At 59.4% G+C, this 20,493-nt stretch carries 16 protein-coding genes; 8 read left to right on the top strand and 8 right to left on the bottom strand.

Translation table 11 applies throughout. The annotated features are described in order from the left end of the window. Positions 1–29: 29 nt before the first annotated feature. Together MU558_RS23210 and tnpC are read left to right on the top strand one after the other, a co-directional pair. Complete coding sequence (locus MU558_RS23210; RefSeq protein ID WP_265781611.1) at positions 30–161, top strand: hypothetical protein; 132 nt, start codon at positions 30–32, stop codon at positions 159–161. A gap of 63 nt (positions 162–224) precedes the next feature. Next, complete coding sequence (gene tnpC / locus MU558_RS20285) at positions 225–1,682, top strand: IS66 family transposase (RefSeq protein ID WP_246971934.1); 1,458 nt, start codon at positions 225–227, stop codon at positions 1,680–1,682. 204 nt (positions 1,683–1,886) lie between these two features. On the opposite strand, the gene MU558_RS20290 is transcribed toward tnpC, so the two are convergent. Together MU558_RS20290 and MU558_RS20295 are read right to left on the bottom strand one after the other, a co-directional pair. Further along, complete coding sequence (locus tag MU558_RS20290) at positions 1,887–3,239, bottom strand: M48 family metalloprotease (protein WP_246976474.1); 1,353 nt, start codon at positions 3,237–3,239, stop codon at positions 1,887–1,889. Then, entirely contained in the window at positions 3,227–5,560 is a 2,334-nt protein-coding gene (locus MU558_RS20295; protein ID WP_246976477.1) for a hypothetical protein, read from the bottom strand. The genes MU558_RS20290 and MU558_RS20295 overlap by 13 nt, the downstream gene beginning before the upstream one ends. 251 nt (positions 5,561–5,811) lie before the next feature. Here MU558_RS20295 and MU558_RS20300 point away from each other — a divergent pair, with 251 nt between their 5' ends. Further along, a complete protein-coding gene (locus tag MU558_RS20300) occupies positions 5,812–7,551 on the top strand; it encodes a M56 family metallopeptidase (protein WP_246976479.1) in 1,740 nt (579 codons plus the stop codon). 82 nt (positions 7,552–7,633) lie between these two features. Here the strand turns inward: MU558_RS20300 and MU558_RS20305 are convergent, their stop codons facing one another. Together MU558_RS20305 and MU558_RS20310 are read right to left on the bottom strand one after the other, a co-directional pair. After that, positions 7,634–8,773 (bottom strand): outer membrane protein assembly factor BamB family protein, encoded by a 1,140-nt coding sequence (locus tag MU558_RS20305; RefSeq protein ID WP_246976482.1) that lies wholly within the window; start codon positions 8,771–8,773, stop codon positions 7,634–7,636. Next, positions 8,770–11,073: a M48 family metalloprotease gene (locus MU558_RS20310; RefSeq protein WP_246976485.1), complete on the bottom strand. Its 2,304-nt coding sequence runs from the start codon at positions 11,071–11,073 to the stop codon at positions 8,770–8,772. Before MU558_RS20310 ends, MU558_RS20305 begins: the two co-directional genes overlap by 4 nt. Positions 11,074–11,257: 184 nt before the next feature. Between MU558_RS20310 and MU558_RS20315 the strand changes: the two genes are divergently transcribed. Then, on the top strand, positions 11,258–11,758 hold the full coding sequence (locus MU558_RS20315; protein ID WP_246976489.1) for a hypothetical protein: 501 nt from the start codon (positions 11,258–11,260) through the stop codon (positions 11,756–11,758). A gap of 141 nt (positions 11,759–11,899) precedes the next feature. After that, positions 11,900–12,409, top strand: a complete 510-nt coding sequence (locus MU558_RS20320; RefSeq protein ID WP_246976491.1) for a hypothetical protein — start codon at positions 11,900–11,902, stop codon at positions 12,407–12,409. A gap of 60 nt (positions 12,410–12,469) precedes the next feature. On the opposite strand, the gene MU558_RS20325 is transcribed toward MU558_RS20320, so the two are convergent. Further along, on the bottom strand, positions 12,470–12,784 hold the full coding sequence (locus MU558_RS20325; protein WP_246976494.1) for a hypothetical protein: 315 nt from the start codon (positions 12,782–12,784) through the stop codon (positions 12,470–12,472). An 816-nt stretch (positions 12,785–13,600) separates the two neighbouring features. After that, positions 13,601–14,092, bottom strand: a complete 492-nt coding sequence (locus tag MU558_RS23445; protein ID WP_377071245.1) for a transposase — start codon at positions 14,090–14,092, stop codon at positions 13,601–13,603. Positions 14,093–14,203: 111 nt separating this feature from the next. On the opposite strand from MU558_RS23445, the gene MU558_RS20335 reads away from it, so the two are divergent. Both MU558_RS20335 and MU558_RS20340 read left to right on the top strand, forming a co-directional pair. Next, a complete protein-coding gene (locus MU558_RS20335; RefSeq protein WP_246976652.1) occupies positions 14,204–15,607 on the top strand; it encodes a sodium-dependent transporter in 1,404 nt (467 codons plus the stop codon). 1 nt (position 15,608) lies between these two features. After that, the gene (locus MU558_RS20340) at positions 15,609–15,926 is read left to right on the top strand and encodes a DUF8026 family protein (protein ID WP_246976498.1); all 318 of its coding nucleotides are present in this window, start codon (positions 15,609–15,611) and stop codon (positions 15,924–15,926) included. Positions 15,927–17,070: 1,144 nt separating this feature from the next. On the opposite strand, the gene MU558_RS20345 is transcribed toward MU558_RS20340, so the two are convergent. Next, the gene (locus MU558_RS20345; protein ID WP_246976500.1) at positions 17,071–18,609 is read right to left on the bottom strand and encodes an aldehyde dehydrogenase family protein; all 1,539 of its coding nucleotides are present in this window, start codon (positions 18,607–18,609) and stop codon (positions 17,071–17,073) included. A gap of 177 nt (positions 18,610–18,786) precedes the next feature. Between MU558_RS20345 and MU558_RS20350 the strand changes: the two genes are divergently transcribed. Then, positions 18,787–19,512 carry a helix-turn-helix domain-containing protein gene (locus MU558_RS20350; RefSeq protein ID WP_246976503.1) on the top strand — a complete coding sequence of 242 codons (726 nt, stop codon included), beginning with the start codon at positions 18,787–18,789 and terminating at the stop codon, positions 19,510–19,512. 86 nt (positions 19,513–19,598) lie between these two features. Here MU558_RS20350 and MU558_RS20355 read toward each other — a convergent pair whose 3' ends face one another. Next, complete coding sequence (locus MU558_RS20355; protein WP_246976506.1) at positions 19,599–20,432, bottom strand: proline dehydrogenase family protein; 834 nt, start codon at positions 20,430–20,432, stop codon at positions 19,599–19,601. Between the last annotated feature and the right edge of the window lie 61 nt (positions 20,433–20,493).

A 20,493-nucleotide genomic window follows, 5' to 3' on the forward strand; every position in this document is an offset into this window, starting at 1 on the left:
TGATGTTGTAGCAACCTCGTGTACAAATCATGAGTAGAGAGCAGATCGACGACAATCTGAAGAGCATGGCTAAGAGACGGCAGAAGTTCCGTGAAGAGATAGGTCTAGACGAAGATTGTAACGAGGAGACCCCTTCCGGAACCCCGAAAGTAGTTGGATAGCGATTTGCCGTCAGACCGATTTCGTAGCAGTCTCATGAATGGTCTCTCAATGGTGAATCAAGTGTGTCGCTGGGGGTTAGCGGATCGCTGGAATCGATAGATTCCACGATCCGCACCGAGAACAGTACGCATCTCCGCCAGCAACTCGTCGTCAAAGAGCTTGAGAACCGACTTCTTCGTCGTCAGATCACTGCAAAACAACAGCAGATCGAACAACTTGAGGCTCGCCTCAAGCGGTACGAAAACCCAAACACACCTCCCAGTAAGCAGGGTGGCGTGGCTGGATCACCTGGCAACGATGACAGCGACGAGGAAGAGAACGAAGACCAAGGGGACGACGCTGGCGGCGACGCTGACGCCGCCAGCGGCTCCTCTCCAGGACGTGACGAAGGTCACGAAGGAACAACTCGACCGCCTCCGGAACCAGAGGAGACTATTCGAGTCGATCAGGGATATTGCCCAGACTGTGAGCAAATCCTCTCTAACCCGGACAGCTACATCTCACGGACGATTATCGACATACCTCTCCCTATTCCAACCACTGTCGTCGAGTACGAACTCGGCAAACACCGCTGTTCCTGTGGAAACGAAGTCGTTGCTGAACATCCAGACTGCCCGGAAACCGGGCGGTTTGGGCCAAATATCATGGCCCAAACCGCCCTCGGTAGGTTCCATCAGCGACTTCCAAACCGTAAACAGGCGGAGCTGTTTGACTGGGAACTCGATACACCCATCTCTCATCGGACGATCTACAACCTGACCAAGCGGGTCGCAGACCGGCTGCGACCCGCGTATGACGATGTCAAAGCCCGTATTCAGGAAAGTGACGTCGTCTACTGCGATGAAACGGGATTTCCTGTTGACGGAGAGCAACACTGGGCGTGGACGTTCGTTACTGACGAAGAAGTGCTGTTCTGGGTTGATGAGAGTCGTGGAAGTCAGGTGTTAGAGGACGTCCTCGGCGAGGACTTCGCCGAGGACTCAACGCTCAGCTGTGACGGTTGGTCAGCGTATCCGAGCTATCACACGAAGCTCCAGCGGTGCTGGGCACATCTGTTGCGGGAGGCGGAGTACGTTGCTGAACGGTACGAGGAAGCAGAGAGGTTGTCTGAGGAGTTACACGCTCTCCATGACGATTTAACGGCGTTCGACGAGGAGGATCCGTCCGCCTCCGCCCGCGAGCAAAAGCGGGCGGAGGCGTCGTTACATCTGGAAGGCCTGATCAGGGAAGACTACGAGGCACAGGAGGTCAAGAAGCTGATCGAGAAGATCAGGAACGGGTTAGGGCACTGGCTGACGTTCGTTACAGAGCCAGACGTCGATTCGACGAATAATCGCGCAGAGCGCGCTCTGCGCGAGCAAGTTGTGCTGCGGAAGATGTTCCGGACCCTCCGCTCAGCCGAAGGGGTCCAGATTCACGAGACGATTACGACCATGTTAGCCACGTGGAAACGACGAGGACTTGATCCGCCTGAACAGCTCCAGTCCATCCTCGGTGGGCAAGAACTCAGATTAGGATGAGAGGCATCACTGGCCGGTGAATCCTGGTCACGCTATCCAACTACCCCCGAAAGACCCGGAAGAGACGAAAGAGAAGGGGATACACTCGAGAAAAAATAGGATCCGCATGAGAATAAACTGATAACCGATACTACTACTGGTAGTGATGGGAGGACGACCAGATCAATGGCCCAGTCGGTCTGAGCGGCTGAGTCGTCGCATCCACTACGCAGCTCGATCGTCGCCCATGCGGAGTGCCCGGAGCCGCTCCCGGATCGAAGGATGTGCGTCGGTCAACGCGTAGCCGCCGTGGAATAGCCGGAGTTTGCCGGTGAGCACCGCCTCTGCGGAAGAGAGCCGGTCGGTCGAGGCGAAGTTAGTCACTGTCGAGGAGACGACGACGCGGTCGCTTCGATCCGTGACGTCTCCTTCGAGGTCGCGCATTCGGCAGAGTGCACTCGCGATCTGTTCGCCACCGACCCGCTCCGCGGCGTAGGCGTCGGCGTCGAACTCGCGCTGGTGGAAGTCGACCAGTTCGAAGAGGACGTTCTGTCCGACCAGCAGCACCGACCCGACGATCCGGAGCCAGTACGACGTCATCGCGTCGCCACGTTCGAGGTGGGCCTGTTCGTGGGCGACGATCGCGACCTGTTGCTCGGGCGAGGTCTCCGCCACCAGTCGCTCCGTGAGGACGATTGCCTCCGTGGACCGAGTGTAGAGTGCAAACGAGCCGATGCGGTCCGTGTCGTCGTACACCCAAACCGGATATTCGGGGTCGAAAGAAGATGCCGGCAGGCAATAGGGCTCGTGCGACGCGACCACGTCGGAGACGAACCGATCAAAGAGGTACAACTGGTGGACGCTACCGACGAGAAGGTACAGCGACAGTGCTGTCGCGACGATCGAAGTGTACGTGAGTCCAGCGTTGGTTCCACCGCCGATCGGCGTCCAGACGACGAGCAGGGCCGCTACCATGAGGAAACTCAAGAGAACGTTCCCCGCGACAGCGAGGTACGTACCGACGTGACTGTGGTCTCGTTCCGGGTTCCGAACGAAGTCGTAGTACCCGAGATCGAGCCACTCCGAGTCGAGAGACCGGTAAATCGCCAGTCCGTACGTTCCGAGAAGACCTGCCAACAGGAGATCGACGGCCCACACGAGCGGGATCGGATCGGGGACGAAGAGTACGGCGGCGGCAATACTCACGATTGGGGCGACGAGGAGGGAAGTGACGATCATCGCGCGTCGACCGAGGGATGGAAGCTGCACCCCGACCGAGAGCCGACGTCTGGCGACGACGGGGAGGTCGACGAAGTCCGTGATCGACCACAGCGCGATCAGACAGAGGACGACGGTCCAGCCCGCAATTAGCCGGATCGTCGTCGAGAGGTCGAGGACGACGGCTGCGGCCGCGGAGGCGACGACGAGACCGAGCACGAGCGCCTGACACCAACTCGCCGTGTACCGGACGTAGTGGGTGGCCCGGTCGCGATCGGACACGAGCGGATCCGGTGCGCGGTCGATCGCCGTCCCCAACTGATAGAGGGTCGTCCCCATCGAGACGGCTATCGACCCCATTGCAAGCAGAACGAACGGTGTACCGAACACCACGAGCGCTCGCCAACTCGTCGAGTTAGCGAGAACGGTGCGCAGCTCGATCGTCGAGACGTACCGACCGTACGCCAGCAGAGCCAACAGCCCCACCAGGACGAACGGTGGAAAGAGGTAGGTGAGAGCGTGCGACCCTCGTGGAGCAGCGAGGGACTGGCGAATACGGAATCCGCCGCGCTCCGGTGCGGGTTCCATCGTCCACCGGTACCGCAACCAGAAGTCTCCAGACGTCCAGTAGGCGGTATCATCGTCCACCGGTACCGCAACCAGAAGTCTCCAGACGTCCAGTAGGCGGTATTATCCTCCCGCGTGAGATCGAACCCGTCATCAATTCCAGCCAGTCTGGAGGCTGCTGCACGGGGTACGAGTTCGTATATAGACGTACTCTCTTCGACGATCGCAGCCGGGCCCCGACGTGGTCCGTGATCCGATGTCCGAGTCGGTGCCGTGGTGTCACTGTCCGGAGTCTCCTGGAGTCGATCGAGTCGGTCCGATATCGACAGGCGTGTGACCTCGAGGACGTCCGTTCCGGTGATCCCGACGAGGACGCTGCGGACGGCAGTACGAAACCCCGTGACCGGCCGTCGCAACCAATCGACGATTCCCCGCGGTTGATCAGTGCCAGTTCGCACAGTCGGGACCACACCCAGTGGCATCGCGGACAGCCGTTGCAGGGATACATATCCGGTCGATTCGGCGTGGCCCTGGAGCTCGTCGAGCGCCCCTGCAAGGCTGTCGGTCGTCGTTCCGGAGTCGACGGCGTACCGATCGGCCCGGGCGTCGAGTCGGCTCTGTCCAGCGATCGAGAGAAACGCCGTCTTCCCGCCGAAGGGCAGCCCTATGGCGTGGGCCGCCACCGACAGTCCGAGACGACGCTCCCGCAGGCGGTAGGCAGCGTGTGCAACGGCGGCCTGGAGTTCGGCGGTAGCGAGCCGATCGTGAGCCGCTGTCGTCACGACGACTGCGCGCCGATGCCACAGCAGCGGCGCCACCGCTCGGACGCACGGAGCAGAATCGTCGACGACCAGCACCGGGAGGTCGACATCGACGTCGTGCTCGCCGTCGATCCGTGTTCCGCGGAACAGCAGCCATCGAGCCGCGATGCCGTCGATCGCAGCCGTCACCACCGTCACAGTACAGCCCAGAAAGAGGGGCAACAGTCCGACCGCGAAGAACGCCGCGAGCAGCCCCCGCCCCAGACCGGGAAGCCAGGCGTCAACGACGGCACCGAGCGCCCGCACTCCCGCAACAGCCGACATTTCGGCGCCAAACAGCTCCGGCACGATCCACCCGATCGTGTCCACGACCGGGTCGGGCAATCGATGCGCGGCTCCGAGCGTGGCCACTGCGAGCGCCGCCACGACGCCACCCAGTCCAATCAGTACGGGGCCCGAGACAGCGAACATCCCGAGGACGACTGTCCGGATCCACGTGCTAGAAATTCGACCGCCCCGGGCGTCCACCAACCGGTCGAGACGTTTCCGAAGCCCGTTGAGCAGGGAGAAGTGACCAGCTACGAGACCGAGCGTCGCAATCCCGAGCAACGCCGTCACCAGGAGTGCGATCGCCGAATCGAGTCCAGCCACGTCACCACTGATCTCGAATGTGGTACTGTCGGGGTGGAAATTGACGGCCTCGAGGCTGTAGAGCAGTTCGGCACTGGCGCCGAGCAGTGCGTATACGAGAATCACGACCCACAGCGTCGTCGCGATCCAGACAGACAACTCCAGCCAGTAGAGTGCCACGAGCGCGCTCTCACCGACGGAGGTGTCGGGTACGGCGTCACGCAACAGCAGTTCTACAGCGATGCACGAACCGAACAGTGCTAGACCGAGTCCGAACAACGGTTCGCTGAGCGGGAGAAGGGCTGCAAAGCTCCGGAGCGCAGTGGCAGCGGTTACGGCCGCGATCATGCCCGTGACCGGGCGGAGCCGAACGATCTCCGTCTTTCGAGCACCAGAAATCGGATCACGGATCGTCGGGCCGATCAACGCCGCGAGGAGGAACAACGAGTACAGCCAGATTTGCCCGCCGAAAAGGACCGAGATCGGAATCGAGAGTGCGAGCAGTGCCACGGGAACCCACATCCAGTCGGGGACTGACCGAACGACAGTTACCCGTTGATCGGTCGCATTCGTCTCCGATTCGACGGAGATCCGTTCGGTGTAAAAGCCCAGAATCCGGCTCCGTATCCACTCGTCACCGGATCGTTCTCCTGCTGCGTCGAGCGCCGACCGGAGCGATTCGCTGTCGCCGTTGCATACCCAGACCCGCTCGATCGTGTCCATCTGAGAGGCAACCTCCCGCCCCGAGTTCCTCCAGAATCTTTGAAACGGGACGATACGGATGTCTGCACCCATCCCCGCTCAGAACAAAAACGTTGAGGTTCCGGATCCCTCCACGGAGACGGATACTGATCCCGGAACTAGCCGGAATCAAGAACTAAGATCCTGTTGCCGGAATCGTTACTGGTGCCGGAGAGAAGGGACATGCAATTCGTCAATTCACTGCCGATGAACAGTACACTGGAGGGATAATCGTGGGCGTCGAACTCTTCCGTGCGACGTACGACTGTGACGCGCCGCCGCGGGTCGTCGAGTCGAAACTCGTGCGACGAGGTGGGTTCGAGCCAATCGAACGAGACGGCACCAGACACTGGATCGTCGACCACGAGTGGGGCCTCTATCGGAATCGAGCGTCGTACGATCCCAGAGCCGGCGAGATTACGATCACCCGGACCGTCCATATCGGGCTCCGTCTGACCCTGATTGCACTGATCGGTCTCCTGGTCGCTGGAATCGCTCTCGACCGGCGGCTCGTCGTGAACGGAACTTTCATACTGGCCGCGATCCTGACGCTGGTCCTGCACGACGACTCGGTTCCGCCGACACTAGAGCCCGCAACGCTTCGGTCGTACCGGCTCGCGCCCGATTACTTCGCCAGCTTCGGCACCGTGATCGCAGCGGCGATTGCATCGCCGGATGTCGGAAGGGGATTCACTGCTGGCCTGTGTCTCGTCATCGGAGGACTTCTCGCGTTCCACTACGCACAGGGAGCGACGTTCCCGCTCTCTCGCCCGGTCGATCCGGCTGACACGCCCACGCAACTCCAGATCGCACTCCTGGGTTTCGCACTCCCGATCGTCGTCGTGCTGTTGCTCGCAGTCTTCGCTGCTACCTGGGCTGCGTTGCCTGGCATCGTCGCGCTTCCCGTTTCGATTGTGTTCTGTGGGCTCGGGACCGTGTACTTCGGGACTGCGTGTGCGTTTCAGGTTTCCCGACTAGAGCGAAGTCCGTTCCCTGAGTTTCCGACGAACGCGATCAGGGTCGCCCTCGTGCTGGCGTATCTAGGGCTGAACCTGGTGCTCGTCCGGGTGCTGCTCTGGGGCGGCAATCTCGTGGGGATTGCACTTGCGGACGTCGTCTTCGTTCGCCGATATGCACCTGGCGGCGCATCGCTCGAGCTCGTCGGGATCATTCGAGAACAGGTCGGGGTTTCGGTCGGGATCGCCGGAACAGTCATCGATCCTGCCACCGCGGCTGTCGTTGGTCTTCCGTTCTTGCCGGTGTTCGTCGTCTTCGGATGCTGGTGTGTCTTTTTGCTCGTCCGTCTCCGGACCGGGATTCGACTGACGATTGCGAGTGAAGCTATCGACTGGACCGCTCCAGACGGCGAGACGGTCCCCGTTCGAGTCATCGACGACGAACGACCCCACGCGAGCGTTCACGGTCGGTTGTTCGGGATGCGCCCGCTGATCGTCGTCTCCTCAGCGGTGATGAAGCTGAACGAATCCGAACGCGACGCCGTGCTCTCGCACGAACTCTATCACGTCCGCAACCACGACCCCGTCGTGAACGCCGTCGCTACCCTCACGTCGCTGTTCCTGTTCGGCGGGCGGAACGCCTTCCTCGTCTTCTACGACTATCCACGGATCGAACGTGAGGCCGATCGCTTCGCGGCGGACGTGACGAGCGTCCAGGACGTCTCCGACGCGCTCGAGCGATTCCGGCGGCAACGAGCGCGATCCAAAGTGGCCGGAAGTCGTCGATCGGGTGGCCTCGGGCCGTACCTGACGACGCCGGATACCGCTGCAGATCTCGTCCCGAACCAGTGGATCGAGCGGCTGACGGTTGGAACGCGACTGCGGACCTGGCTCGACGACACAGCGCACGATCTCGGTGCGATCTACCGACTGTTCTACGGAGACGTCCTTCTCTCCAACGCGCACGGATCGGTCGAAGAGCGGATCGCTCGCCTCGAAAACGGCGACGGTACGTAGCTGCCGTGAAGTGTCGTGGCCTCCGTAGACAATACGACCCGCGGTGCGTCTCGAGACGAAAAACGCTGGACTACGCGTGTTGTCAGTTCACCAGGTGGAATAACCCCTCGTCGGTCGGGACGAGTAGACTTTCTGGGAGGGCCGTGAGTGCGACACCCGATGCACCGAGGGACCGCTCCCAGGAAACGTCGCCCGATCGGGCATCGACCGCATAAACCGTGTCGTCCTCGGCTGAAACGTACACCGTATTTCCGGTGACGATTGGCGAACACTCGACGCGCTCGCCCGGATCGAAGCGCCAGCGTTCCTCACCGGTCGCGGCGTCCAGCGCGACGAGGTCCTGCGTCCCGATGAAGATCGTCTCTGCCGTGACCGCTGGCGACGATCCGTACCCTGCGTCGTCGACGGCAGTCCACCGTCGTTCTCCTGTCGAGGCGTCGATCGCGTAGATCTTCCCGCGACCGAGATAGACCGTGCCGTCGACGATCGCTGGGGCAGTGTAGTGGAGGGTTCCGACGTCCGTCGTCCACCGGACGTCGCCCGTCACGACGTCCACGGCGTAGACGTGGCGATCGTAGCCGGCGACGTACACGGTACCGTCGTCGAAAGCTGGCGTACAGAAGACGGGGCGACCGACCTCGACGCGCCAGCGTTCCTCGGCGGTAGTCGTATCGAGCGCCCGAATCGTGCCGTCGAGAACTGGCAGGACGACGATGCCCTCCGCGATCAGCGGGGAAGCGTAGACTGGCCCCCCGAAGCTGACGCGCCAGCGGACGTCGCCAGAACCTGCGTCGATCGCGAGTGCGGTGCCGGCCATGCTAGCGGCGTAGACGACGCCGTCGCGGACTGCCGGCGACGAGACGACGTGTCGATCCGTCGAGACCGACCACACGACCTCGCCGGTGACGCCGTCGAGCGCATAGATCGACCCGTCCCACGAACCGGCGTAGACAGTGCCGTCGACGACCGCTGGCATCGACTGAATCGTCTCTCCCGTTCGGAACCGCCACGCTCGTTCGGGCCGCTCGGTGAGACCCCGACCGCGGGTGCCCGCACCCGTTCGTCGGCGATCGCCCGCATACGTGCGGCTAGTGCCGTCTAGAGACGCGCTCAGTCCGTCGCTTCTGGTGGTCGTTGGTTCCTGCGGACCACCGCGGAGACAGCCAGCGATCCCGCCGATCACGCACGTCGTCAGCGCCGTCAGTGCGGTCCGTCGATTCATCGTTCCTCGGCCGGCACCAGGAGTCCACGGTCGGCCTCGACCAGTTTCCCGTGATCGAGGAGGCGATCGACGATCACCCCAGCCCAGTCGGGATCGGCCCCATTGGACGCCAGGTAGGATTCGACCTGGTATCTCGGTATCGGTACTGTGACGGTCGTTTCTACCGGGAGATAGATATTTTTCGTCGACGCTCGATCCACGTAGTCTACGGCCTGCTCTGGAAGGGTGACGAGGGCGTTCCGACGGGACGGGTGAGCGTGCGCCTGATCGTATAGAACCCCTCCAAAGAGGACGTGATACGGGGCGAACACGAGACTACAGACGTAACTTCCGACTGACCTGGGGTCGAACTCGAGGTCCGGTGAGCGTTCGAACGCCGACGTCGGGAGACCCAGTTGCGGGCCCACGGGGCCAGACGGTACTGACGCCTGCTTCCACACCGCAAGGTATCCCCGCTTGAACGCCTCGGCCGACACCTCCTCTGTCGCGTAGAGGTCCGCCTCGAGTTCGCTCCGATGAAGGTCGTACACCGAGAGGAGAACGTTGCGGCCGGCAAAGAGGACGCTCACGACGCTGGCGAGCACTCCGACCACGCCGTCGAGGCTGTCTATATGGTAGGCTTCGTGTGCGATAATCGCGTTCAGTTGCTCGTCGTCCTCGACCGCGTCGAGGACGGACCGGTTCAGGATAATCGCCGACGGTCCGAGGAGAGTATACTGTGCTGCTGGTCCGGTCCCGTCCTCGAAGACGGGGAGAATCGTTCCATCGGGGACCGGACGATCCGTCGGATCGAGATACTCCGGTGCGTCGTAGATGCGGAGGCGGCGATCGACCGTCCGGACGACCCTGTGCGACCATGCCAGTCCGAGCAGCGTCACGGGGAGATACGTGATTGCGTTGAGGACGACGACGACGCCGGGAGCCACGGCAGTTCCCGACACGACGCCGATCCATCGCTGGTACAGGAGCGTCCCCTCCCAGCCGGTCCGGACAGTCCGTGGCGATGGGTCGTGGATCGCGGCGTTGCCGAACGCGAGCGAGATGCCGGTTACGAAGGTCCAGGCGATCGCCACGAACAGGGCGAAAAACAGCCCGTACGCACCGATCGTCGCGACAGTGGCGGCAGCTCCCGTGCCCGGCCGGTCGGACGGTCGAATCACGTGTCTGCGAAGCCAGCGGAGTCCGATCCCGCCGGCGAAGGCACCTCCACTCGCGCCAACGAGTACGCCGATCCCGACTGGGTCCACGCCCAGTGACACGTGGTTCAGCCACGGAAACGGCGTCGTCACGAAGACGATGCTCACAGCTCCGACGAACAAGATGGTGAGGAAATTCACGAACAGAAATCCGAGGACGACGATCCCCCGACCCAGCACCGAACGGTTCGAACTCGGGGGAAGCACTCCCAGCAGTCGGGCGGCCCGATGGGCAAACAGGCAGTAGACTCCGGTCAGGGCGATTGGAACCAGCGCGTATCCGATCCAGAACCAGATCGCACTCGTTCGGTACAGCCGACCCGGTAGCAGACCAGAGACGCTCGCGATCGTAGCGATCACGAGCACCGGTGTACTCGCGACCGCGAATACGATCAGGAAGGGCGATCCGCCGCCGAAGGCAGGTTCGCCAGCGTCGAATCCGTTGTTACTGTCCATCGACGGGAACGCACCCGCAGCGTAGTGGTAAACGACGTAGACGAAGAGGGCGACGAACGCGCCGACGGCCATGTAGTTCAACAGTGCCCCCAACAGCGCCCCGATCGTGAGCGTTCCCAGGCCGGTGAAGTAGAAGTACGGAAAACAGTACGTCACGAACCTTCGGCGGAGCCCCCGTTCGGCGATCGGCTGTCTGGGCCCTCGATAGAACAGGCCCACCAGCCAGAGGAGTCCTGAAGCGGCGATCAGACTTGCGAGACTTCCATACGGCGATGCCTCGCCGAGTGACGGAACCAGGTATCCCGGAATCGAAACGATCCAGTCCGGACCGTATTGAAGGAGTGCCGCGAGCGCAAGTCCGAGGATTCCTGCGACGAGAAACGCCGTTTCCAGTCGGTTCCCACGATCGGTGAATCCCTGATCGAAGTGTACCGTATTCGTGTTACCGTCGACCGAGAGTTCCCACTGGTAGATCCCTGCCCAGCCGATCCCTCGCCACGCATACGTGGCTGTCCCCTGCTGGGCCGGGGAACCGAGTGACTGCTGGAGGTCACGATACAGCCGGGAAAACGGGATCGAAATCTCCCACTCCCGGTGCTGGAGCGTCGAATCCGTGAAACTCACTACGTCGACGACGCTGATCCCCATACCCGCCGGTCTCGGCCGGGCATCAAGAGCTTTGTTCTATGCCGATTCCGTTTGTTCACCGGTCGTGATATCTCCAGGGAGACGTGATCTTCGTCGGTCAATCTCGATTGCACGCCGAGGGAGTCGTTTGTCGAATCGCTGTGCAGGGGAACGTTTATCGCGCTACTTTCCGTCAGCGGTGAATATGGCCCCGACATCAGCAAGTGGATCAGGCGAAATGGAGTGGATCTACGTCGCCCCGGCCAACGTCCAAGAAGAAGAACCACAGATTTCGGTTCCCGATACGATAGTCGAGGCGGGAATCGTCACACCGGGCGAAACCGCCGTTTGGTCCTACGAAGAGATTACCGGCGTGCCGATCCTCTCGAACCGCAGGCTGGAAATGGACGTCTACAAGCGAATCGGAGAGATGACAGTACAGAAACACCAGAACCTCATCAGGTTCCCAGCGCCGATGCAGGTCAATCCACAACTCGTTCGAGACCAGATCCTTCAGGAAGAGCACGTCCACGACGACGCAATCGTCGAAGCTGGCGAACGATACCACTTCGTCTATCGAGCCGACGGGATGGCCAGCGGCGAGACTCGTTCCTGTTACCTCTTTACAGACGAGCAAGTCGTCAAGCATCTACCGGACCCGACCGACTGGAGTGACAACTTCAGCGATGTCCCGCAGTTCTTCTGATCTCGTCTTCTCTCAGCTGAGGGGTCAACACCCCATTGATATCCTTTTCGGCACGCTAGTGTGAATTAGCATCGACGTGCCCATTTCCCGACTCGCCCGTCCACCGCCGATCGTAGGCTGGGTCACCAGCCGATGTCCATCATGAACGACGACACACCAGACCCAGATCGGCTGGCGCGGGTGGTCACGACCATTGTGAACCAACCGGCCTGGGAACTGACCCCCTGTTCCGACTCCGTCGCATCGGCACTCGATCACGCGACCACGGATGCCTCAACTCGAGCCGAGCTATTCTTCGATCACGAGGGGACCGACGCCCGACTCGAAGTTCTCCTGCCGTCTACCATCCCCGGATCGCTCTGTGACCTCCTCGTTCGCCACTCCCTCGATCCCGGACTGACCTCCGATGGGGGCGACTTCGTCGATGGATTACAGCGCGCTCGAGCGGCGATCGTGACCCGCAATACACACGAGTACGTCCAGCCCGTAGAGGATCCATCTATCCTCCTTCGGGCGACCGTCCCCGCACCGTGTACTGACCGCGCCCTTGAAAATCTCTTCGCGAGTCTTCAGCAGACGGTAGGACAGGTAGCAGATCTACACGGTCGAATTCGGCGGCCGATCGAACGGACGATATCACAGGGTGGCTGAGATTCGAAAAGACAGCCCACTTCGCCGATCGGCTCAGCGCAGATCGGCCAGCGAAGACGTTCAAAGTAACTGCTGTCTGCGTTTCGCATCTTCAGCCAGTTCCTGTATGTGCGAACAGTTGGCCTCGATGTACTGCTCGATGTCCGCCACACTAGCCTCGAAATCATCGACCGCTCCCAATCGACCCACATCGAAGGTCTCGCAGTAGCATGCATAATCTGGAATGTCCGGCTCCGGACGGTCATCATCCGAATCCCCCTCAGTTCCACGCTGTTGATTCCTCGAGCCAGACGTTGCGCCACCCTTGCCGCTCCACTGGAGAACCGGACCCGAATCGAAATCAGCATCGTCGGCCTGATCAGACGTACCGAACATCCCACCAGAACCAAATATACGAACATAATTACACGATATTCAACTCCTAATTTTCTAAAATACGGCCAAATTAGAGCACAATTCGATACATACCTATAGACGAGCGTGACACCATTACTTCCGAGAGGGAAAAGGATTATATACTATCAGATGTCGCTGTACTGTCCACCAAGGATTAGTACTTCACAGAATTGCGAGGCGGATGCCGCGGAGCCGTCCGAAAATCGGAGATTTCGTGATTACGAGAATCGAAGATTCTTGAACGACGTGACCCCCAGGCGGTTGATATCCGCGAATGAATCGTACATCGTCCTGGCCGCCCTCGCCAATAGCCACGGCAGATCAGCTGACCCATGCAGTATGCGCAACTCTAGAACCGTGGTTTCGGTATTTCTGAGATAGTATCTACATTGATAAGTTTGCTGTTTTATATTCTAAAATAGATGTTCAACAGCAGCCCTATTTACATTTAGTTCATATAAAAATTAAATAGTTTGTCGGTGGAATTCTGGTTTCAGTAAAGTACCAGAATCGGCGAGAAGCAACCGCGTTGTAAGACGTGACGGTCTTGCGTGCCGTTCCCAGGATGTCGGAGACGTCGTATCTTCCGGCTAGGTTCTACGGATCTTTCCATTGGAGCAACCACAGTCGCCAAAAATACTATGAATTATTTTAGAGTTGGCCAAGTCGTAGCCAGTACCACAGGTCGGCTACCCGAAGCACGTTTCGGAGGGCGCAACGGGATTGCCTGGTGGTATAGCAGCTGACTGAAGACCACATCCGTGAACTGTCTCGGGAATACCCCTCCGTAGCCGGTCAAATAATATAAAATATTTTAATTGTGTTTGAAATTGGTAAGAATCGAAACGAAGTCAGATACCGGACTTCCTCAACTGGCTCGACGTCCGGTTTCGCTTCACGAGATCGAAAGAATTTCGAGGGATTCCTCGACCCCAGCGGGGGTGAAGCCCAATACTCGGCTTCGTGTTCTGTCGCCTTGCTATACCGTTCAACCACCACCCCCGACACCGCTCCCGTCGTCCCTACGTAGTATCCTATTTTCCAAAATTCAGACGTACTCGTCCCGGATCTCCTGGAATCGGTCCATAAGGGAGCCCCCGAATACGACGTAAACTGCCGAGCGATATCGGCAGAACTGTATTTTGAGCCGGCCTGGACGGACAGGTGTACGTGGTCGTCTGGAATCGCCAACGATATCGTGTCAGGTGAGGCTGTCAGCACCGCTTCACTCCTACGAGAAGTCACGAGAACCCGCCAGCCAGATTGCCGACTGGGAGGGGCTCCCATGGTAGGGTAAACCTATAGATACATCTACGAACGTCGTATGCCCGTGATACGATGACAGATGGCAAGGCGAGGACCGCACGGGAAGAATGGGGGACTCGGTTCGGCTTTCTAATGGCGATGGTCGGAGCGATGGTCGGAGCAGGAAACATTTGGCGAATGCCGTTCACGACAGGGCAGAATGGCGGTGGTGCCTTTCTACTCGCCTACATCCTGTTGTTATTCGTGATCGCTGTTCCCGGCCTGATGGCTGAGACGGTGGTTGGCCGCTACACCCAACGCGGAGTAATCGGGTCGTTCAAACAGATTGCGGGGGATAGTCGGTTCCGTGGACTATCATTAATCGTCGTGCTGGTCAACATCGCGCTGATGTCGTACTACGCGCCGATTATCGGTCAGGCGCTGTACTACGGCATCCACTCGCTACTGCTCACCTTCTTCCAGCCCGGGTTCGAGGCGACCGCGTTCTGGGAGTCGTTCGCCGGCTCACCGCTGTTGATGATCGGGATGCACACGATCACGGTGGCGGCAGTCGGTGGCGTCCTCCTGTTCGGCATCCAGCGAGGAATCGAGCGCGTCGTGAAATGGATGATCCCGTTCATGGCGATCGCGCTCATCGCCATTGCGATTCGCGGCGTCACGCTCGATGGCGGTATGCAAGGTCTTGCTTTCGCGTTCACCCCTGATTGGGAGTATCTCGTCCGAGGCGAGACGTGGATCGCTGCACTCGGACAGGCACTGTTCTCGACCGGCCTCGGCTGGGGAATCGCGCTTACCTATGGGAGCTACCTTCGCAAGTACGACGACGTGCCGCTGGGCTCCGGCGTGTTTACTGCTATCGGAAACACGAGCATCGGCCTGCTGGCGATCTTCGCCGTGTTCCCAGTCGTCTTCGCGTTCGGCCTCGAGCCGACAGCCGGAGCCAACCTGATGTTCATCTCGCTCGTACAGGTGTTCCCCGAGCTTATCGGCGGGGAACTCTGGGCGATCGTATTCTTCCTCGGATTCTTCTTCGCCACGTTCACTTCCGGACTCGGCATCACGGAAGTTGGCGTGACGACGATTTCCGAGGAGACCCGACTGGACCGGACTGGGTCCGTCGCGGCAGTCTCGCTGGCTATCTGGCTCCTGGGTCTCCCCAGCGCCTACTCTTCCACCTTCCTTGGTCAGATGGATTTCGTGTTCGGGAGCTGGGGCCTTCCGCTGGCGACGCTATCCATTATCGGCCTCGTCGGCTGGAAGTTCGGCCCCGAACGAATTCGTGTACTCGACCTCAACCGTAACTCGGACATATTCGTTAGGTCGTGGTGGAACGGCATCATCAAGTACGCGATTCCGGCCGTGATGCTGTTCATCATGGGCTACGGCGCGGTGACGAGCGTCGGAACCGAAAACGAACCGCTCATGATCGGTGGCATCGCGCTGATGATGGCACTGCTGATCGTCAGTTCGGTAGCGATGAAACTCATTGATGGACGCACCGAGCCGAAACCAAAAATGGCGAACAGAGGTGACTGAGATGGCACTCGAACCAATAACCTGGACGGTAATGTTTGCAGTAACTGCCTTGTTGTGGGGCGTTACCAGCGTCGCGCTGTATCGGTCGCTCCACGACGAGGATCGAAAACTCGAACTGCTCGAGCGACAGGACCGAATCGACAGTTACTCGCCGCGAGGGTTGGCAGAGTTACGGACGTGGATCGAATCTCACCCTAACGACCCGCTCGTCGACGAGGGGAAGCGTCGATACAACGACTGCGTGGATGCGCTCCGTGACATCGACGAGACGTTCTACGACTGGAGCGACGAAGAGATCGAATCACTCGAGAAGCTATGAATACCGGGACAGACATTCAGATCAACACTATCGACACGCCCACTGGTTGAGAACCGTCTTCTCGGGAACGACCTCGACCATCCTCAATTCGAGGACAGAAGCGGCGTCAACCAATGAGACGGATTCTCCGAAACTACCGAGGTTCTTTTGTTCGATGCGCGCGCATTCGGCTGCAGCCACAGTGACGTGTGGTATAGCTCGAGTTCCGCCAAAGCAGCGGACCTCAGCCCCGTTTCTTCTTCAGAGACCACGACGACTATCTGGACATGTGCGGTCACGAGCCGACCGACGTCACGATCGTGTTGGTCACACTCGAAGGACCGAATCCAACCTCTCCGCACCGCGCGAAACGCCCGCCGTCGTCGTCACCGGTAGGCTCCACAGTAGAAGACAGGAACGCCGAGAGCGGCGTGGTTCAGAGCGGTCGCCGTTTGGCATGACGAAAAGACGATCACCGTTGAAACGGACGACAACCATCGCAGACTGGACGTAGATGTCGTGTATGTGGCGTGTTCTTCGCGATGATCAATGCAGACGCCGTTGGACTGCCCGTGGATCCACTGCACAACTGCGTTCGTCAACCTCGGTCTCCGTATTCCAGCGGCAGTGAACGACGCTCTTGCTATCACCAACCCGATTACGGAGTGAGTCGGGTGCAGAGGTGGCCGGAACGCCCAGATCACCGGCCAGCACATCTTCGTGACCCGACCGAACAACTCGAGTAGCAGCTTCAGCGTTGCCATCCGGTAACCTCCTCCTCTATTCTATCGATACCGACCGTGTCGAACTCCCCTTCGAATCACTACTCGCCGAGCGTTGTGAATCGCCACTTGATCGCTCCGTTCACCAACCCTAACAGTTCGTTTCTGACGAACGGGTTACCTCGCTGCTCGAGGTATTTCAGGCATATAGAATCAGTTTGAGACGACAGGAGCGTAGCCGGGCCGTTTCTGAAATAAAATCTCGACGATTCTACGGTCCATCTATTTCATCGCGAATGCCAACGATACTGTTATTTTCTAGTCGGCACCAGCTCGCTCGTGCCACTCACAGTCGAGACACCAGTCGAGACCGCTCTCGCTAGTCGTTGCTCCCCCGCAAACTGGACACATCGTCTGTGACTGGGTCTGTCGCATGAGACAACTCAGTCGTCGCCCTGGGTCTTGATGTCCGCCGACAGGCCCTGCGCCATTTCGATATCCGTGCCGTTGTTCATGGTCCAGGCAGTGCGCTCGGTGACGGCTTCGATGGCCTCGCGAGCGCTTGGATAGCCGTTACCGGACTTCTTCACGCCGCCGAACGGCAGTTGGACCTCCGCACCGATGCACGGAAGGTTGGCGTAGGCGAGTCCGATTTCAGCCTCGTCTCGGAACTGGTTGATCTGGCGGTAGTCTTCAGAGATGATCGCGCCCGAGAGGCCATAGGGCGTATTGTTATGAATCTCCATCGCGCGGTCCACGTCGCCGGAGTACTCGATAAGTGCAACGTGCGGGCCGAAGACTTCTTCTTGGAGACAGCGCAGATCCTCGTCGTACTCGATTTCGTAGACAAACGGCCCGACCCAGTAACCGTCTTCGTGATCTTCAGGGATCTCCTCAGAGTCCAGTTGCTCACGGTCTACTAGTACGTTCGCGCCCTCCTCACGCGCGAGTTCGTTGTATTTGCCAAACTTCTCGACCTGCTCCTCGTTGACCATCGGCCCCATGAAGGTATCCTCGCCGAGTGGGTCGTCGACAGAGATGTTCTCGGCGAGGTCTACGAACCGCTCCTTGAACTCGTCGTAGACGTCCTCGTGGACGATGAGACGTTCACTGGAGACACACCGTTGACCAGTCGTCTTGAACGAGGACATGACGGCCGAGTGAACGGCGATGTCGAGATCCGCGTTCTCGGTCACGACGATACCGTTCTTGCCACCCATCTCACAGGCCGCGAGCTTGCCTGGTTCGCCGCCAACCTTGCCGGCGATCTCGTGGCCGACTTCGCTACTGCCGGTGAACAGGACGGTGTCAACGCGGTCGTCCTCAACGATGGCGTTCCCTGCGTCGCCAAAGCCCTGCACCATGTTGAAGACACCGTCCGGTACGCCGGCATCTTCGAGCATTTCGGCGATGATCTGGCCGCACCACGGAGTCTGTTCAGCGGGTTTCCAGACGACCGTATTGCCTTCGACCAGTGCGAGCGCCATATGCCAGAACGGGATGGCGACCGGGAAGTTCCACGGCGTGATGCAGCCGATGACGCCCCGCGGCTTGCGGCGCATGTAGGCGTCTTTACTCGGTATCTCTGAGGGGACTACGTCGCCGTGTGGATGGCGGGCGTTGCCTGCAGCCCACTCGACCATGTGCGCGGCCTCGACCACGTCGGCTTTGCCTTCCGAAATCTCTTTGCCACACTCTTTGCTCACGATTTCCCCGAGTTCGTCCGTCCGCTCTTTGAGTTCGTGGTAGATGTCCCACAGGTACTCCGCTCGGTCGATGTACGAGAGTGCTGCCCATTCATCCTCGGCTGCTTTCGCCGCCGCGAGTGCTTCGTCGACGTCTTCCTCCGTCCCGCGGTGGAACTCGGCGAGGACGTCCTGATTTGACGGGTTGACGCTTTCGAACGTCTCCTCGTCGTGTCCTTCTGTCCACTCGCCACCGATGTAGTGATCGTATACTTGCTTGCTGGTCACCTGACTCATAGAATACGCTCTTCCGGGAACGGTGGAATAACAATCCCCGACCATGGTGGGGCCGTACGGAGTTTCGACGTCAACTCATCATATTGGTCTATTTTTTGGTGACTTCAGGTATCATGTGGTACAGAACTTTTATTATATACCCCCGCCCTCTATTTTACAAAACCGTTTAAACGTAGCATGACTGATCAAGATAGAAATTTCACCGGTAAATCCCAACTCACGTTAGAGATCTGGCACCCCGACTGCTGGACACTACAAGTGACAGAGGAGTCATCTGCTGGATTGCTCGCACATACGGTATTCAACACGACCAATGAACGGGTGAAAGGCCACTTCACGGTGTATGGTGACACCACAGCCGACATCGACGATTTCATCGCCGCAACCGAGCGGTCGTCGCTTACCCATTCCGTCGCCGAGATGCAACGCCGTCACGGCCTCGGAGATCGAAACCCGCCCGGCAACACCTCGCGGGAACTGTTCGTTGAGTACGATCCGGACAACAGTATGAGCGACGCCCTCATCTCTCAGGACTTTATTCAGGCGGCACCCGTTCGCGTATTCGACGGGCGAGAGCTCTGGTCACTATTTATCGACGATAACCGCGATGGCATCCAACGGCGACTCAACACCATCCGAGAGATGACCGACGCCGAAATCACAGTGACGAAGATTACTTGCGCCGACACCACTGTCAACAGGGTGGCGAGTCGAAGTGACGAACTATCCGGCCGTCAACGTGAAGTATTCGAGTTAGCCCGCAAGCGAAACTACTATTCGTGGCCGCGGGAGGTCACAACACGTGAACTCGCGGACGAACTCGACATTTCGAAGACGACGCTCCTCGAACACTTGCGTAAGGCCGAAGCGAAGTTACTGAACTCTGAGGGGCCTCTCTTGTGAGCCGTATCGAGGGTGGATAGAACCTGCTGTCTCGCCACTCGTCGAACGACTCCAGGACATTCGCTTGAATCACTGTATCTCAGCGTCTAGCTGACAATGGCTCGCAGAGCGAAAAGAAGGTTCTCTTTTCGCTCTCTGACTCGCCTGTAGAAGTAGGACATCCACTTGTCACCGTAGGGGGCGTACTGGTAGACCTCGTACGTCTCGGCTAGTTCGAACTGGGCGTCGTCACGAACACCCATCAGCATCTGGATTTCGAAGTCGGTGCCGTGTTCATCGTGAAGGTGTTTGGCAAGCCGGATCATCTCGGGGTCGTGACTACCGACTGCAATTCCACCGTCAAATTCCTCGAACATGAACGTGAGACACTTCCGATACGCCTCGTTCACGTCGGACTTCTCTTTGTAGGCGATTTCGGCTGGCTCGTCGTAGGCCCCCTTCACGAGTCGAATCTTTCCGGGAACGTCTGCTAGTCGTGCGAGATCGTCGGGGGTGCGTTTCAAGTTCGCCTGCACGCAAAGACCGACCCCACCATCGAACTCCAGAGCTAATTCTTCGTACGCATCGAGTGTCACGTCGGTCGTCGTGTGGTCTTCCATGTCGACCCATACGAACACGTCCTTGGCGACGCTGTGTTCGACTATCCGTCGTAGATTCTCTCGAAAAGCTGTCTCACCCACGTCGATGCCGATCTGTGATGGCTTGACCGACACGCAGGCATCGACGTCAGATTCGTCGATCATGGAGACGAGGTCGAGATACGCCTCGGCGTCCTCGTCGGCGGGGTCGCGGTCGTGGTAATGCTCTCCGAGCAGGTTCAGAATCACGTTGACACCCCGCTCGTTGAGGCGCTGGACGTGAGAGAGGGAGGCACTAGCGGATTCACCAGCGACGAAGTTACTGACAATTGGTGGAAGCATCTTTCGTGAGCGTTTCGATTAGACCGACCTCAATAGATACCCAACCATACGATTCGACAGC

The sequence above is a fragment of the Natribaculum luteum genome (genome assembly GCF_023008545.1).
GTDB lineage: Archaea > Halobacteriota > Halobacteria > Halobacteriales > Natrialbaceae > Natribaculum > Natribaculum luteum.

What these genes read in the sequence shown, in the direction of transcription:
- MU558_RS23210 (WP_265781611.1), top strand. Translation starts at nt 30, where the DNA reads ATGAGTAGAGAGCAGATCGACGACAATCTGAAGAGCATGGCTAAGAGA.
- MU558_RS20290 (WP_246976474.1), bottom strand. Translation starts at nt 3,239, where the DNA reads ATGGGGTCGATAGCCGTCTCGATGGGGACGACCCTCTATCAGTTGGGG.
- MU558_RS20295 (WP_246976477.1), bottom strand. Translation starts at nt 5,560, where the DNA reads ATGGACACGATCGAGCGGGTCTGGGTATGCAACGGCGACAGCGAATCG.
- MU558_RS20305 (WP_246976482.1), bottom strand. Translation starts at nt 8,773, where the DNA reads ATGAATCGACGGACCGCACTGACGGCGCTGACGACGTGCGTGATCGGC.
- MU558_RS20310 (WP_246976485.1), bottom strand. Translation starts at nt 11,073, where the DNA reads ATGGGGATCAGCGTCGTCGACGTAGTGAGTTTCACGGATTCGACGCTC.
- MU558_RS20315 (WP_246976489.1), top strand. Translation starts at nt 11,258, where the DNA reads ATGGCCCCGACATCAGCAAGTGGATCAGGCGAAATGGAGTGGATCTAC.
- MU558_RS20320 (WP_246976491.1), top strand. Translation starts at nt 11,900, where the DNA reads ATGAACGACGACACACCAGACCCAGATCGGCTGGCGCGGGTGGTCACG.
- MU558_RS20325 (WP_246976494.1), bottom strand. Translation starts at nt 12,784, where the DNA reads ATGTTCGGTACGTCTGATCAGGCCGACGATGCTGATTTCGATTCGGGT.
- MU558_RS23445 (WP_377071245.1), bottom strand. Translation starts at nt 14,092, where the DNA reads ATGGGAGCCCCTCCCAGTCGGCAATCTGGCTGGCGGGTTCTCGTGACT.
- MU558_RS20335 (WP_246976652.1), top strand. Translation starts at nt 14,204, where the DNA reads ATGGCGATGGTCGGAGCGATGGTCGGAGCAGGAAACATTTGGCGAATG.
- MU558_RS20340 (WP_246976498.1), top strand. Translation starts at nt 15,609, where the DNA reads ATGGCACTCGAACCAATAACCTGGACGGTAATGTTTGCAGTAACTGCC.
- MU558_RS20345 (WP_246976500.1), bottom strand. Translation starts at nt 18,609, where the DNA reads ATGAGTCAGGTGACCAGCAAGCAAGTATACGATCACTACATCGGTGGC.
- MU558_RS20350 (WP_246976503.1), top strand. Translation starts at nt 18,787, where the DNA reads ATGACTGATCAAGATAGAAATTTCACCGGTAAATCCCAACTCACGTTA.
- MU558_RS20355 (WP_246976506.1), bottom strand. Translation starts at nt 20,432, where the DNA reads ATGCTTCCACCAATTGTCAGTAACTTCGTCGCTGGTGAATCCGCTAGT.